14 protein-coding genes and 1 pseudogene are annotated in these 15348 nt (G+C 35.5%); 3 read left to right on the top strand and 12 right to left on the bottom strand.

The annotated features are described in order from the left end of the window. Nucleotides 1–197: 197 nt before the first annotated feature. The 11 genes from EDD69_RS11670 to EDD69_RS15415 all read right to left on the bottom strand — a co-directional run bounded on the left by EDD69_RS11670 (nt 198) and on the right by EDD69_RS15415 (nt 11331). Nucleotides 198–1109 (bottom strand): anti-sigma factor, encoded by a 912-nt coding sequence (locus EDD69_RS11670; RefSeq protein ID WP_279388151.1) that lies wholly within the window; start codon nt 1107–1109, stop codon nt 198–200. An 81-nt stretch (nt 1110–1190) separates the two neighbouring features. Next, nucleotides 1191–1685 (bottom strand): hypothetical protein, encoded by a 495-nt coding sequence (locus tag EDD69_RS11665; RefSeq protein WP_132949132.1) that lies wholly within the window; start codon nt 1683–1685, stop codon nt 1191–1193. Nucleotides 1686–2010: 325 nt separating this feature from the next. Beyond that, nucleotides 2011–2490: a DUF4030 domain-containing protein gene (locus EDD69_RS11660; RefSeq protein ID WP_279388150.1), complete on the bottom strand. Its 480-nt coding sequence runs from the start codon at nt 2488–2490 to the stop codon at nt 2011–2013. A gap of 401 nt (nt 2491–2891) precedes the next feature. After that, the gene (locus EDD69_RS11655; RefSeq protein ID WP_132949130.1) at nt 2892–4232 is read right to left on the bottom strand and encodes a hypothetical protein; all 1341 of its coding nucleotides are present in this window, start codon (nt 4230–4232) and stop codon (nt 2892–2894) included. Nucleotides 4233–4375: 143 nt separating this feature from the next. Then, nucleotides 4376–5737 (bottom strand): hypothetical protein, encoded by a 1362-nt coding sequence (locus tag EDD69_RS11650; RefSeq protein WP_132949129.1) that lies wholly within the window; start codon nt 5735–5737, stop codon nt 4376–4378. Between the two features lie 345 nt (nt 5738–6082). Beyond that, complete coding sequence (locus tag EDD69_RS11645; RefSeq protein ID WP_132949128.1) at nt 6083–7222, bottom strand: hypothetical protein; 1140 nt, start codon at nt 7220–7222, stop codon at nt 6083–6085. 10 nt (nt 7223–7232) lie between these two features. Continuing rightward, nucleotides 7233–8489 carry a hypothetical protein gene (locus EDD69_RS11640; RefSeq protein WP_132949127.1) on the bottom strand — a complete coding sequence of 419 codons (1257 nt, stop codon included), beginning with the start codon at nt 8487–8489 and terminating at the stop codon, nt 7233–7235. Further along, a complete protein-coding gene (locus tag EDD69_RS11635; RefSeq protein WP_132949126.1) occupies nt 8486–9367 on the bottom strand; it encodes an ABC transporter ATP-binding protein in 882 nt (293 codons plus the stop codon). The genes EDD69_RS11640 and EDD69_RS11635 overlap by 4 nt, the downstream gene beginning before the upstream one ends. Nucleotide 9368: 1 nt before the next feature. Then, nucleotides 9369–10130, bottom strand: a complete 762-nt coding sequence (locus tag EDD69_RS11630; protein WP_132949125.1) for a hypothetical protein — start codon at nt 10128–10130, stop codon at nt 9369–9371. Then, nucleotides 10123–10659 (bottom strand): RNA polymerase sigma factor, encoded by a 537-nt coding sequence (locus EDD69_RS11625; protein ID WP_243643110.1) that lies wholly within the window; start codon nt 10657–10659, stop codon nt 10123–10125. Before EDD69_RS11625 ends, EDD69_RS11630 begins: the two co-directional genes overlap by 8 nt. Nucleotides 10660–11175: 516 nt before the next feature. Beyond that, entirely contained in the window at nt 11176–11331 is a 156-nt protein-coding gene (locus EDD69_RS15415; RefSeq protein WP_165871787.1) for a hypothetical protein, read from the bottom strand. A 263-nt stretch (nt 11332–11594) separates the two neighbouring features. Between EDD69_RS15415 and EDD69_RS11620 the strand changes: the two genes are divergently transcribed. Together EDD69_RS11620 and EDD69_RS11615 are read left to right on the top strand one after the other, a co-directional pair. After that, complete coding sequence (locus EDD69_RS11620; RefSeq protein ID WP_132949123.1) at nt 11595–12977, top strand: FAD-binding oxidoreductase; 1383 nt, start codon at nt 11595–11597, stop codon at nt 12975–12977. An 11-nt stretch (nt 12978–12988) separates the two neighbouring features. Continuing rightward, a pseudogene (locus tag EDD69_RS11615) lies at nt 12989–13621 on the top strand (bile acid:sodium symporter family protein); the annotation flags it as partial. Between the two features lie 66 nt (nt 13622–13687). Here EDD69_RS11615 and EDD69_RS11610 read toward each other — a convergent pair. Then, nucleotides 13688–14464: a MerR family transcriptional regulator gene (locus EDD69_RS11610; protein ID WP_132949122.1), complete on the bottom strand. Its 777-nt coding sequence runs from the start codon at nt 14462–14464 to the stop codon at nt 13688–13690. A gap of 256 nt (nt 14465–14720) precedes the next feature. Here EDD69_RS11610 and EDD69_RS11605 point away from each other — a divergent pair, with 256 nt between their 5' ends. After that, nucleotides 14721–15254 carry a rhomboid family intramembrane serine protease gene (locus EDD69_RS11605; RefSeq protein ID WP_243643109.1) on the top strand — a complete coding sequence of 178 codons (534 nt, stop codon included), beginning with the start codon at nt 14721–14723 and terminating at the stop codon, nt 15252–15254. Nucleotides 15255–15348 lie beyond the last annotated feature (94 nt).

Genomic DNA, 15348 nt, shown 5'->3' with positions numbered 1-15348 from the left:
AAAATTTATTTATGGATGATAGTTAATTCCTATACTAAATAAAAACATAACAACACATGAAACAATGAGAATGAAATGATTACGTAACCAAAAGGGAAGATTGGTAAGTTGGTCAGAAGTTGAACATTTAACAAAAGAAGCAGGAATAACGCTATTAAGGTGTTAATCATATTGATATTGGGTAGCTTTATTTTCATTTATTCATCATCTCCCTGTTGCGGGTAATTTATCTGACCTAATCGAATGGCTTTAACCTCTTTCATTTTTTCCAGAGAAGAAACATCTTTGGCGGTACCTGTAATGGAAATTCCATAGATCTTTAATTCTTTCTGATTTTTGACCCACTTTAATCGCTCATCAATTTTTAAATCTTTATATTCTGTTAAATCAGTTGCCCATTTTTCGTATTTGTTCAATAGTTCTAATCCTTTTACCACTTCATCATAATTGTTGAAATCACGATCAAAAATAGAGTGAGGATTCACCTTTCTATAAGGAAAACCAATCGCTGGTGTTCGAATAAAATCTAGATCATTCCTCATTTTTTCTTCTACACCTGTGTCTAACGCAAGCCATGTAATGGTATATCCTTTAAATTTCTCGTTGATTTCTTTTAAAGAATAGGATTGATCCAAGGAAATATAGACTTCAAGCGGCCAACCGTTCGGAAGGAATTGAATATCCCATCTTTCGTCAGGTAAAAAGTATTTTGCTTTCGGATGAACAAACCTTATTTTAATGTGGTTAATGGAATATCTAATGGGTCGATAATTGGATTCTTTTTCAAAAACATCATTCAAGAACAGTTTGTAAGTATCCTTACCTAAATAATTCCTCTTACCATCAATCATTTTATATTTATCGGTTGTTACACTCATGGTAAACGGGTTGATTTCGTCGCTAACGGTATCGTAATCCACATATACATTTGGGTCCGTCATTTCACTTACAGTTCTGATCGTTCGAATAAAATCATTTCCTTTGCCATGATCCCCTCCGCTTGCATAATAAACAACAGAAAACATCGTCAAAAGAGGAACAATAACAAGGATGAAGGAAATCACGAGCAGTGTATTCCTAAAAAAGAATCTTTGTTGTGCCTTTTTAATCAGAGTACGTACCTGTATTTGTAATCAGGATCTTTGTAAAAATAACAATCCAGACACAAAAAAATAAGAGCGTTTAAGCCCTTATTTTACAACAATTTTTCCGACATATTGGACATGGCCTCTGTTACTTTTTATATTTAGTTCTAATACATAGTTCCCTGGATTATTTGGCAGAATAAAAGTATGATTTCTCTCTACCTTTGATTCCTCTTTTTGATTTTCATCTCTCCACAAATAGGCTATTATTTGCTCAAGCTTAAATTCTTGATGCTTAATAAACTGAAGTTTTGCCATCTGCTTTTTATTTACTTCTATGGGGTTTTTATTTTGCCCCAAAGTATAAACACTTATATTTTCTTCCATCTTATTTTCAGAGACACTATTCCCTACTTCCCATTTGTAAGCTCCTAAATCTAGTATGTATTCTTTGTTATTTGTAATTAATTTGGCTTCAGGCGGAAAAGTACTGTAATCCTCTGATAATAAGCCGTCTTGTTGAAATATGATAACTATAATCGTCAAAATAATAAATACGGTAATGACAGCTCCAAATAATATTTTTGATAATTTATCCATAATTATCTCCCTCTATAAATGTTGATATCTATAAATTTTGATATAGCAACGGGTGTAAGCTGTTGTATATGACAGTGGGTGGGTACGTTTCGTTGCCACTACTGGTTAAAAGACGGAAAGACTTGCGTAAACTCTGGAAAATATCGAGCGAATCAGCGAATCATTTGATTTCGAATCGTCTTCTGTTCTTCGACAAGTTCGGATCAAAACATTGCCCTACCCGCAGTTCCGCCTCCATCCGCAAGCTTTTTAATTTTATCACCTAGACTTTGTTCAATAAACTTGTACCGTTAGTCACCTATGCCACGTTTCATTACATTACAGATTATGGAAGGGTTATTTGATTAAGTTTTTTCTTATCTTTGCTATAGACGACAATAATTTTATAAGGGTCATCTTTTACTGCTTTTTTCGCCTCTGTTGAGTTAATGAAATCAATTACCATTTTCTCGATTTTATTTCCAAGTTCCTTTGCTTTTGGATCTGATGATGAAACTGTTGTTTTAATTGTAATCGTCATTGGCGAAGGATGATTAGAATAACCTACTCCCTTCACTTTGTACTCTTTTTGACTCATTAATCCCTCAGCAATTGTATGAATTACTGGACGCCATCTAACTTCTTGCTCTCGTTTTTCCATATTAATTTTGTGGACTTTTATTGAAAATTCTCCAATATTTTTTGATTCAATCACCCTTTGAACTACTTTTTTAATCTCACCTATCTTTGGCTCGGTATTAGAAACATCCAATTCGACTAATTTTTCCTTATCGTTATTTCGTACTCCAACGGATAAATTCGACAGTATTCACGATCTTGTTAAAGCACTTACCAACCTATTCTATACTAAGTAAAAATGGTGATAAATTGGACCTAGAGGTTTACATAAGATTTTTAAAGAAACCCAAGAAAAAACAAATTTATCACCAAAGCGTTTCTCCATCATTTGCGTCATACATCTCTTTTCCAACTATCAAAAACCCCGTAGCTATAGTTTTCAACATGTCCCCCTTACAATGAGAGGTAAGTAAATTGTCTATGTAGATTTTACGTGGAGAACTATTCTTCTTTTGTCAATGTCGTAGTGGCTCACACTACAAATAAGCTATCATGAATATAGTCTGAATGGTAATCAAAATGAAAAAGAACTGAATTGTTGAAATTGTACCTTTAATCCTTTCGAATTTCCCAGCAACAAAATCCGCATTATTGATTTTTAGAATTTTTAATAAATTCCATAACAGTTTGTAGTAACAAGTTAGTATCTAAAGCAGCATTATTTGAGTTTAGGCTATTAACACTTGTTTGAGTAGATTCTTGGCTAACCGCAACTTCTTCCTTACCAAAAATAAGAGGAAACAATTGTTGTTTAAGTTTTATTTGATCTTCAGGTGAGAAGGATGCAAGATATGGATTTAACGTTTTTAACTCCACTTCCATTTTTCTATTTTTTCTTTCCTCTGCTTCATTATACGCTGCTTGTTTTGCAGCATAAGCAGTAAGGGAACCTAGAGCAGCCGTGACAACAATTCGTGCAACTAATCCAGGCCAATCAATACTATCTTTTTCAATTATAAAAGTGTAAAAACCAAATCCAATTGTTAATAAGAATGAAAGTATAGTTCCTATTTGCCATCTATTAGCTAGTTTTCTCTTATAATCAGCAACCTCTTTAAAGTGTCCAGAAATTGAACTGGTTGATATAATCCCCACTAATTCCTCCACTGATTTTTTATGGGACTCTAACATACTGTCGTAATCAGCCAGTTTTTGTTTAGTTTCTTCAAAAAAGGATTCTTGAGTTGAAAGTAACTCTTCTTTTGCAGAATCGAATTCCTCTTTAAATGACGATATAATTTCTTGAGTTTCTTTATTTAAAGTTTCAGTAAGTTCTCTAAATTCTTCAATGAACTCTTCTTTAAGTTCTAAAAATTGTTGAGATCTAGACTCTTGAGAAGTAATGAAATTTTGGTGGAATTCATTATATTTATCTTGAATTTTTTGTAACTCCGAATTAAGCCTTGACTCATAATCTTCTATCTTCTGTTTAAAATCTTCAATTTGATTGTAAATAGAAGATGACTTTTCCAAAAATTCTTCTTGTTGCCGCTCCAAAAAAGATTTCTGCTGTCCAACTGATTTTCTAAATGAAGTAACAGTTTCACGAATTGTCTCAATTGAATCCTCATTAATTAAGTTAACTATTTGGCTTGTATAGGCTAAAATATTATCTAATCTTTGGTTTAAATTATTCAAATTATTATGATTTTTAAAAGTTGTTTCAAAACCTATTAGTTGATTATTAATATTGTTGAGTTCAGTATTTATCTGATCCTGCAATGCTTTACGTAATAATAAAGGATCTATCGAATTTATGCGAACTTTCAAATGGGAGAGAACAGCTCTTGTTCTATTTAATGCTTGTATAGCGTATTCATCAAGGCTACTGATAAACTCCTCGTTGTTTTCAATGTTTTCTAAGGATTCTTTTGCTTTATCCAAAGTAGAATACATTGGGTGATTAATGATTTGATTAATTAATGACATTATTAACACCTTCTTTTTGGCATTAGCGTTTGCTGCTTAAAAAATGGTAGATTTCAGTAACCACGCCGCTTCAACATGATTAGGGGAATCATTTCAGTCTCGCCTTCTTATTCATTTCATTTAAAGATTCTCCTCTTCTCTATTTAAGAACTTAATTCTTCTCTTGTAAGACAAACTGACTGAATGAGTTCATAAGCTTTAGTTGTGTTTCCTTTGTATAGTTCAATTAAGGGTTTTATAATATAGCTTTCAACTGCTTGCTGATTAGATAACACATCGAGCGGTAGAAAATAATTAACGATCGACATACGATTTGGATGGATGGTCTGATAGAGTTTGCTATGTTTTTCGTCGAGCACCTCTGATGTTTCACTCCAGCCTGCACAGTAAATTTCATCACACTTATTTAACGGGATACTATTTTCTGTTTCGATGTAACAACAGGAAACAAAAGGAATCGTGTTTGTTAAATTTCCATAAGCTTCGTCAAAGATAATGTTGATTCCTACTCCCTTTGTAGGATCTTGTTCAGTTGAAAAAACACGTTGCTGAAAATACGGCAGCCAAAAACGAGGTTGAGCATAATGAGTGGAACGGTCCCACATCACCCCATTTCCCCCGACAGGATTCCAGCCGTATTTGACAAAAAGGTCATTGACAACAGAAATGAAGTGGCTCGCTTCAGTACATATTTTCAGCATTGCATCATATATATTTTTGATTTCTTTTCCTAACTTCATTTTTTCCTCTCCCCAAAAATAAAAGTCTTTGAAAAGCACGTTTTGGTTTGGGTGACTAAAGCCGTTAAAAGGACGAAGCCCCTTTCGTTCTAATAAAACTTTTAAATCCGCTAACATTAATTTGAAACCCAAAGGGATGTTAGCTTCGTTATTCAATGCTTCATCAGCAACACTCCATGCAGCTTGCCAATTTACCCAGTAAAAGTGCATCGTGTCTTCATCACATAACCCTATTTTACCGAGGATTTTTTCTGTTTCATTCGTTACATTTTTTGGCAGTGCATCATGGGCAGTTACAAACAATAAAAATCGATCTTTTGATTCCATTAACAGTTCTTTATATGGCTGGGCAATATTAAAATTCTTGTTTACCAATTCATAATATTGTTCCGCTAATTGATCGCCATCAAGCAGCTGCAGCTCCTGTAAATCATTCTCACGGTTGACGTTGCTTTTCCCGCTTCGATATTTAGCCTCTACAACGATAGAAATGGGAGATTGATTGCGTCGAGTTAATAAGATAAGTAAATCAGGTTCCCGTTTAAAGTAGGAGGTTTTCGGCCAAAATATATAATCGGCCTTTATGACATCGTCAAATGAATAGTTGATCGTTTCACCTGTACAAAAATTCACAGCACGTTTGAGAAAAGGAATGAAAGCTAGCTCTACAGGCAAGTATTTGAAGGTAGAAAACACATCGGATGTCAGCAAATCCTCCATCCCTTCATATTCTGGAAGCTTTCCGTGAATTTCAGCGATTGTCATGCATTATCGCCACCTTAGTAGATATTTTTTAGGATTGTTGATGCCAACTATAGAAGATAATTTTGATACATGCTTGTCATTTTTCATTTCTTCAAGCGGCCACTATTTTCCTTCTTTAAGGCATTGCTCTTCATCAGTTAATTCGGGATCGTACCCTAAAGTCGGCTATTTCATCTATTACAGAGAGTAAATCATGGTTAGATAGTCTATTCTCTGATTAGACCAAAAATCTTAGAGATGGGATAATTATATAGACCGCTCAACAAATGAAAGATACAAATTTTTATTTTTTTATTCATAATCATTCTCCTTGTTGTGATATGAATTAACGGGCTGACTTGTTTTTCAGTGTAGAAGATCGACTTTCTTTTCCCTTTTAACAGACCAGAAATAAATGAAGCTGCCAATTAGGATTAACAAAACATATGCAGATGGCAAGAAGTATATTGGCAATCCGATCTTTGTGATACGTACTACCAAATAATCGATAACAACTGCAAATAACAAAATGGCCAGCGGCACTTGAAATCCGACCATTGATATATAATTAGGAGCTCGGTTGGATAAAACTGCGACAATAATGGTCAACGCAAATGCAAGTAAATAAACTGATACGATGGTCAAAAGTATATATTGTAGAAACGTCAGTTCAAACCAAAATACCTCATGAGTAAAGACCGAGTTAATGTTAGCATTCAAAAACATTCCCACTTTATTGCCTCTATAAAGTATAAAAAACAGACCGAGTTGTATCGTTGTAATGAAGCCTGCCGCAATTAAAGCTGTCTGAAGTTTCAGGTTAAAAATTTTACGGCCCGTTTTGTTTGAGTATTGCAGAAATACGACATGATTTCGGCGATCCTGCAGGAAAATCGGCGAAATCATAAACATAATACTTATTACGATGAGAATGGCAACATAACGGATGAGGTTATTGTAATTTTCGAATGCCTCCGCTGACATAATATTGCCGGATGTAATGGTATCCTTTATCCTTTCTTTCTGTTCTGCAGTCAGTGGATGGTCTTCTACTATAGAAAATAGAGAATTTCTGTTTTCGTAATACTTAATCAAGGTTTCACGTGCGAGCAACTCCCAAAATAAATCAACTTCATCTACAAATATAATCTGATCCACAAGTTCTCTTATTTCCTGTTTTTCTGTATCCGCTGTACGAAACTTCTCGTAGGTGTCAAGTCCTGCTTCTACGTACTCCTGCCGTGCTTGCAAGTACGCATCTGCCGCAGCCTTTTCTTTTTCATATACTTTTTTAAAGTGTTCAAATTCTTCCTGATTCATCTTATATCCGTACTGTTCAATCATTTCCATATTTATACGGTAAAGATCGAGAGCCGGTCTCCCGTTTAGAAAGTGTTCGAAGTAAAAATTAATGAATAGCTGATAGAAGATGAAGCTAATGATAAAAAGTAAACATACCATCTTTAATTGAAAAATTTTCTTTAATTCATATAATATAATTCTCACCAAAATCCCCCTAGTCAATTTGCTCTTTATTAAATTTTAAGAAGGTTACTGCGGTTACAATGGCTAGCAGACATGTCCATATGACAGCCGTCGTCCATTCATAGTTTTTTGGAGTGAATACATTCCAGCCAATGAACCAAAGATGTGGATTTAAAATAAGTGAAAAAGGTGTATATCTTGTCCAAAATATTGCCGTAGATGTCTTAGGAACGATGCCTGTTATTAAGACACAAAGCCCAAATAAGAGGGCAAATGCTGCATAGACTAGATAGTTGTTTTTGATCCATACGGCGATCGAATAAGTAATGACAGTGAAAAAAAGCTGACAAATGATGAAAACGACTAACACACAGCTTAGATATATTCCAAATGGAAGTTTCCACCATGAAATATACGGAAAGGGAAACTCACTATTGAAGAAGCTGCTGATCGGTATCCCCCAGAGGCCGCTGTAATCGAAGACAAGGAAATAGACTAACAGCGTGGCTCCGAGAATGACGGCGCAAATACACAAACTGGCGAACAAATTAGCGACAAGCTTATCCAGCATGAGCTTTCTGCCTCTTTTGGAAGCATAAGCTGTTAAATGGGTTTGGTTTTGAAATTCATAGGTCGTGACATGTCCGGTAATGAGTACGACTAGTATCATTACTTCAAAGATCATTTGCCGCATTAAATCTTTGAATAAGAACGAATGCATACGATACACATATCCTATGAAAAATAAGTTCTTATGTTCCCCCGCTTCGATTAATTCGTCTAGACGGTTGTTCAAATTTTTATAGTACTCTCGTGCTATCTCAGCTGTTTTTCCGCTCAACCCATACTTATTAATGTCTAACTTCGCATTTTTTGATAAATCCAAATGACTATACGTTTGATCAATTTCCTGTATTAGTTCATAATATCCTTCGACAATGGCTGTTTCAGTGATGACATGCAGTTCTTCTTCACTCAACACCTCGCTTCTATACTCATATTCCGAGAAAAAATCACCTGCACGCTCGTATGTTTTGCCGAATTTTTTTCTCGTAAGTTCGTTCATTTTCTGCAGCTTTGACTGGTAATAGGCTTGTAACTTGGCAGCCATCTCGGCATCAATCTTGTAGCCAAACCTCTCCACTAACTGGTTGGTCACCTTCAGCTCTTCACGAATTCCAGCATGGTTATATATCAACCAAAAGTTTAAAAATAAAAATAACACGATCAATATACTGACAACCGGTGACTGAAACGCTTTTTTCAGTTCAAACTTCCAAATATTCATGGTGCACTCGACTCCTGTATGTCGTCACGGTATACGTACAGAAATACATCCTCAAGATTTGGCTTCACAGCAGTCCAAGTTGGTTCCGGAGCCTTCTTTGAAATAAACCTGATTTTCAACAATCCATCCTCTTGTTTTTCGGATAATGAAAAGACTTCCTTCTTAAACATGGCCGCCTGTTCATAAGGAATGCTTGTCTCATACACCATGCCCGCAATGATTTTACAAATCTCGTCTATACTGCCCTTATATAGTACCTGCTTGTCCTTAATCATAATAATTTCATTCGCAATAGATTCCACGTCTGAAACAATATGAGTGGATAGGATGACAATGCGGTCTCTCGCAAGCTCTGACAATAAATTCCGGAATCGCACACGTTCTTTCGGGTCAAGTCCTGCTGTCGGTTCATCAAGAATAAGTATCTTTGGGTCATTCAGCATCGCTTGTGCAATCCCCACCCGTTGAATCATTCCCCCGGAGAATTTTTTCATCTTTTTCGTGGCGACATCTTCAAGCGCAACTAGTTTTAAGAGATCATCAATTCTCTTTTCGAGAACTTTCTTGTCCATACCCTTCAATGCACCGATATACTCCAAAAATTGCTTCGGGCTATAGTTTTTGTAGTATCCAAATTCTTGCGGTAAGTACCCTAATAGCTCACGATACTTCTCGCCTAATCTTGTGATATTCGTTCCGTTGTACAAAATCTCTCCCTTGCTTGGAAAAATGAGCGTCGTTAACATCTTAATGAGCGTCGTCTTTCCCGCTCCATTCGGTGCAAGGAGCCCGTATACTCCGTTTGAAAACTCCAAATTAATATCCTTTAGTGCCTCAAATTTGCCATAACTTTTACTCACATGATTGACGACTAACAAGTTAAGCCACCCCTTCTGTTTTTCTAAACTGCATCATTTTTTGTAAATGTTTTATATAGAGCACTGCTAGACTTGCAGTAATTACAACGTATACAGAGATGGAGATGTTGTTAAGAACTAGCAAGTAAAAGTTCTCGCTCCAAATAAATGCTAATGAATTTCCTGCTGTCCAGCCGACCAACAGCGATATCTTGATGATCTTCGATTGGTTGTTCATTAACACAAACAGTGTCAATGTTGAGAATAGAAACAAACCTGTCGTTGAGATGAGGAACGCCTTAACAAATGAAATATGATCATAGGTATTGACCAGCGCTATAATAAACACGGTATTGACCGCGAAACAAAGAATACTGAAAGTAAGCATTCTAACAGCGGTCAGCTGGAAGAAATCATACTTGCAGGTCATCTCCAGCTCATATGTCCTGTTGTCCCATATGTGGTACAATGAAAACAAGCAAATGACCAAATACAGCAGGGGCGAGGTCACAAAAATAAAGGTGTATACACTTCCCGGCTCCGCCTCAAAATAATCACGCGCTTGTAGCCCTGTGATGAAAAGGAATGTTGCTATTAAGATAGAGATAAAGGCAAGCTCTATGGAATTTGGGAATAAAAATTGGAATCCCAATTGTTGATACATGGTATACACTTGTTTGAAAAATGTCTCTTTCTTCGGCAATCCCTCTTTTACAATGAAGTTGATTTGTCTAGCAATATCTTCATTACTAGGAAAATCAACTTTAAATTTTTCTTTATTCATGGGCATCACCTGCCAATTCTTTTTTTACTTTTCTTAATGTACTGTAGAACTTCGTTTTAACGGTCGATTCGGCTACTCCGATTACGGCCGCAATCTCGGCAAAAGTATATTCGCCAAACAGCTTCAGACGAAAAATCTGCTGAGCTGACGTCTCAAATGTATTTAGAAGTGCCAAAATTCTTTCAATGTCCTCCTTGTACTCTAATTTCATCGTAAAATCTTGCTCTTGTCCTAACTCGTTATCCATTTCAGTAACTACTTGACTATACTTGTAATACTTTGAACGATAATAATTGACGATTTGGTTAGTAGCGATTCTATATAGCCATGTTCGAAATGAAGCCTTGCGCTCATCATACGAATGAATGGACTGCAGCATACTGATAAATACTTCCTGCGTTAAGTCCATCGCCAGCTCTTTGTTTAACGTTTGCCTGTAGATATATGTATACACGTCTTTGTAGTAGAAGCTTACAAGTTGATTTGCAGCATCATGGTCTGACTTTTTCACTTTTGCTATCCATTTCATTACTTGGTCCATCGTTTCTACTCTCACTTCTTCCCTGTACTAACCCTTCACCTATACATTCGTAGTTTATTAGAAAATAGTTTTAGATTTTATAAAAAAATGTACCGATCTCTTAGACACTCCTACCTATCGTAATTAATGGTTTACATTACATAGAGACTTCCCCTGCTTTATCTAAGGGGTAAGAATAAGCCAGTTGCGGGGGTCTCCTCTTAATTTTTCTATTTTAGGTTATTATTAAAATTTTTGGTAATAAAGATCAAACGCCCTTTTCCTTATACTAACTAGAATTTCTTTAATCACCAATACTTGTGTTTTGCTCTTTTGTAAAATTCATGGTGCGAAAATATTTATCATTGGCTAAATATCCCTACTGTCAAGACAGTGTCTTTTTAATAAAAATTTAGATAAATCCCGTTATAAAAATAAAAAATGACGCGCCAAAACTGATGTCAGTTCGCACGTCTTTTTGTATGTCATATTTCATTTTTTTCGTATTCCTACCTTTATACATTGTTATAGCTTTCTTTCATAGTAACCACAAAAGTTTTCGCATACCCATGCTTCGAACACATCTACATAAAACGAACCATCCTCTAGTTCTTCAACGATATCCAAGTAATCATCAAGAAGTAAGCTTCCGCAAAGAGGGCATGTTTTTAAGTTAGGCATAAGAACACTCCTTATACTAAACACTAATACTGATATATATTTATTTTGCTCCCATTACACCATACTGTAAAATGTTTTAATCATATACAATTTAATATATTAATAAATTTTCGCAAAAAATAAAATATTGATATTTTTAAGATTGTTTAGTACGATGTAAAAAAGTTGAGCGATTTGCATGCCCCTTTTTAGTAACATTCATCATACAATCTATCATTCCTAAAAGTGTTCCAATATAAAAAGTATAAAGGGGAGAGAATGAAATGAATACAACAATAGAAGAGTTGATTACTGCTTTACGGAACGTTCTTCCAGAAAATCAAGTAACGATCAATCAAACAATTTTAGAGCAACATAGTAGAGATGAATCGTATCATCCCCCTAGTTTGCCTGATGTTGTGGTTTTTCCGACGACGACGAAAGAAGTCAGCAATATAATGAAAATAGCTAATAAATACAAAGTTCCGGTTGTGCCTTTTGGCAGAGGATCAAGCTTAGAAGGACATGTTATTCCTTATAATGGCGGGATTACGATCGATTTTTCTCTTATGAATAAAGTGCTAGAGATCAGAGAAAATGATTTTCTTGTAAGAGTTCAACCCGGAGTAACGCGCTCACAGTTAAATAAAGAGTTGAAAAAATACGGTTTATTTTTCTCGGTGGATCCAGGAGCAGACGCAACGCTTGGTGGTATGGCAGCAACAAATGCTAGTGGGACAACATCTGTTAAGTATGGGGGCATGCGCGATCAAGTCCGAGATTTAGAGGTTGTTCTTGCGGATGGAACGGTGATTCATACTGGGAATTTAGCAGCAAAGTCGTCATCTGGTTATCATTTAAACGGTCTATTTGTCGGTTCTGAAGGAACGCTTGGTTGTATTACCGAATTGACATTGCGAGTTTATGGAATTCCTGAATATATTTTGGCTGCAAGAGCATCCTTTCCATCCGTTAATGATGCTGTAAAAGCGGTCGTTAGTATTTTGCAAGCAGGAATTCCTATTGCAAGAGTTGAACTTGTCGATGAACATTCTATGAAACAAGTAAACATGTATAGTAAAACAGATTATAAGGAAAAACCAACCTTATTTTTAGAGTTTCATGGTAATGAAGCAGGCTTAAAGCAAGATGTCGAATTTATGAAAGAAATTGTAGCCAATCACAATTGTGAAAGCATTGAATTTGAAACCGATAATGCCAAACGGAATCAATTATGGGAAGCCCGCCATAATTTAGCTTACGCCTATGTCCGTGGATATCCAGGGAGAAAGCTAATGGTGACCGATGTTTGTTTACCAATTTCAGAGTTAGCAGGAGCGATTGAGCATGCAAGAGATGCGCTGAATTCGTTAGGACTTACTGGTGGCATTGTTGGCCATGTCGGTGATGGCAATTTTCACGTTCTTTTAATGATTGATATGAATGATCCGAATGATATAAAACGAGCAGAGGAATTTAATGAAACCATTGTGATGTATTCACTAGAACGAGGGGGGACTTGTACTGGAGAGCATGGAGTTGGTGTTGGTAAACAGAAATATCAAGAAAAAGAGCATGGAAAAGCGCTACTTGTGATGGAAAAGATTAAACAAGCGCTTGACCCTAATATGATTTTGAATCCAAATAAAATTTTAAAAATGAAGTAGGAAGTGAAAATATGAAAGTTTTAGAAGCCATTAGCACAATAGCCGGAAAATATTTTGCAGTATGGGTCATCTGTACCGCTGTTATTGCTTATATGGCTCCGACTCCATTTTTAAATTTAAGTGGATACATCACCATTTTGCTAGGTTTTGTGATGTTTGGTATGGGGCTAACGTTAAAAGCGGTTGATTTTAAAATCGTCTTAATGAATCCTTTGCCAGTAATCATTGGGGTTTGTGCCCAATTTATCATCATGCCACTTACCGCTTTTTCGATTGCTTATATCATGAAATTGCCAGCGGAATTAGCTGCGGGGCTAGTCCTACTTGGCTCTGTTCCTGGTGGTACTGCTTCAAACGTCATGGTATATCTTGCTAAAGGGAATGTACCGTTGTCGATCGCAATGACGTCCGTTTCGACACTTTTAGCGCCGATTGCGACACCATTTATTTTACTATTGCTTGCAGGTCAATGGATGCCGGTGGATCCCAAGGCAATGTTTATTTCGATCATTCAAGTGATCATTATTCCGATTATCCTAGGAATAGGTATAAGAAGATTTCTTCCGAAAGTTGTTGAAAAAAGTATTACTGTCATTCCTCTTATATCGGTTCTTGCTATTATGATTATTATATCTGCTGTTGTTATTTGCTCATAACTGCCTTTCAACTCAATTACTTTTACGATTAACTCTTCGGTTCTGCTGCCCACTTTAACTTCTCCCTTCCATCTTTGAAATGTAAGCAACAGGCATTAATAAATCCAAATCCTCAAAATGATCTCCTCGATACCACTCAATAATTGGACCTGCGGGGATGAACTTATGTTCCATTGCATAATTCATTAATTGTTCATACCCTGTATGTATTTCTGTTATAGGAGAAGTGTACGGTAATGCTATACATAGACATGCGGGCATTATTTCGATACAGTCTATTTCAGATAACCCCGCTATTTCTACATCGTCAGATACACCAAATCCAATTCGTGCTTTGATCGATTCCCTACCAGATAAATACCTTAAGTAGCCATTATTAACGGGGATGTTCAAGCGCTCCAATTCCCTTTTTCTTTTTCTAAAATGATCCCCAAATTTACCGGGATTCGACTCGGCAACAAACCATACAATTTTCTCAGCATTTCTTTCTAGCAGGTAAACTTGGTCACTTTTTTGGTAACTTTCTAAAAAACGTAAACTTACACTTAAAAGATGATGTTTTTCCTTTAAAGTCTTAATCCAATTGCTTATCATTTGTTGGCGGACTGTTTCGTTTTCCTTTAAATACATTTGAATGTCCTTTATTGGCACATCGGCTAAACGCAAACTTGAAATTAATTTTACGGTTGCTATCTGCTCTTCCGAATAAAGACGGTAACCATTTTTGCTTCTTATTGGATGCAGTAAGTTCTCTGACTCATAATATCTTAAAGCGCTTTTCGAAATACCAGTCCTTTTGGAAAAAGTTTGTATCGTCATGAACTCGCTCATCTTATTCACATCCTTTATAACCAAAGTTACACCTAACTTTAATGTCAATAACAAATTTAAAAGCGAGTGGATTTTTTAGGCTCTTTTTGTTGTAGTAACGGGCAGTTATATATAAATATTGACACAAAAGAATTATAATTTATAACAAAATATTCAGAAAGTTGGTGAGGATTTGTTCAGAGTAACAGAAGACTTTCCTGCCTTTATAAGACGATATCCAATTACAACCCTAATTCTGGGAATCTGCACAGTTTTGATGATTATTACTACATTCATGGGAGGATATAATATCAATACAGTTGCTCAATTAGGGGGATATGATAAACAACTGGTTCATAGAGGACAGATATGGCGATTATTGACTTATGCATTTGGTCATATGAGTTATGCTCATTTCTTTTTAAACATGCCATTTATTCTAATATTCTCCCGTCCTCTTGAACGTATTTTAGGTGGAATAAAATTCCTTTTGAGTTATGTATATATGAGTGTTTTTGCATCTATAATCATTCATTTCTTTTCTAATTATCCTATTCCATTAGCAGGTTCTTCTGGACCCGGCTATGGATTATTGGGAATGTATATATTTTTAGTTCTTAGACATCGCAATAAAATTCCTACATATGATAGGAGATTTATTATTACGTTTACTCTAATGGGTTTTATCATGACTTTTTTGATTCCCGGAATAAGTATTTCAGGTCATATAGGTGGATTTGTTGGAGGAATTCTTTTGTCTCCTTTTGTATTTAAGAAACAAAAGGATTTGGAATTTAGCATTGGCGGTTAGTTCAACAACAAAATAAAAAGAGAACACATGACAAATATGTGTTCTCGTTTGTTTTTAGGCTATTCAATTAAAATACTAACATTGTTGCATAAAC

Source organism: Thermolongibacillus altinsuensis, assembly GCF_004341205.1.
GTDB lineage: Bacteria > Bacillota > Bacilli > Bacillales > Anoxybacillaceae > Thermolongibacillus > Thermolongibacillus altinsuensis.
Note: the sequence above shows the minus strand (reverse complement) of the source record. Positions and strands in the feature narration are given on the sequence as shown.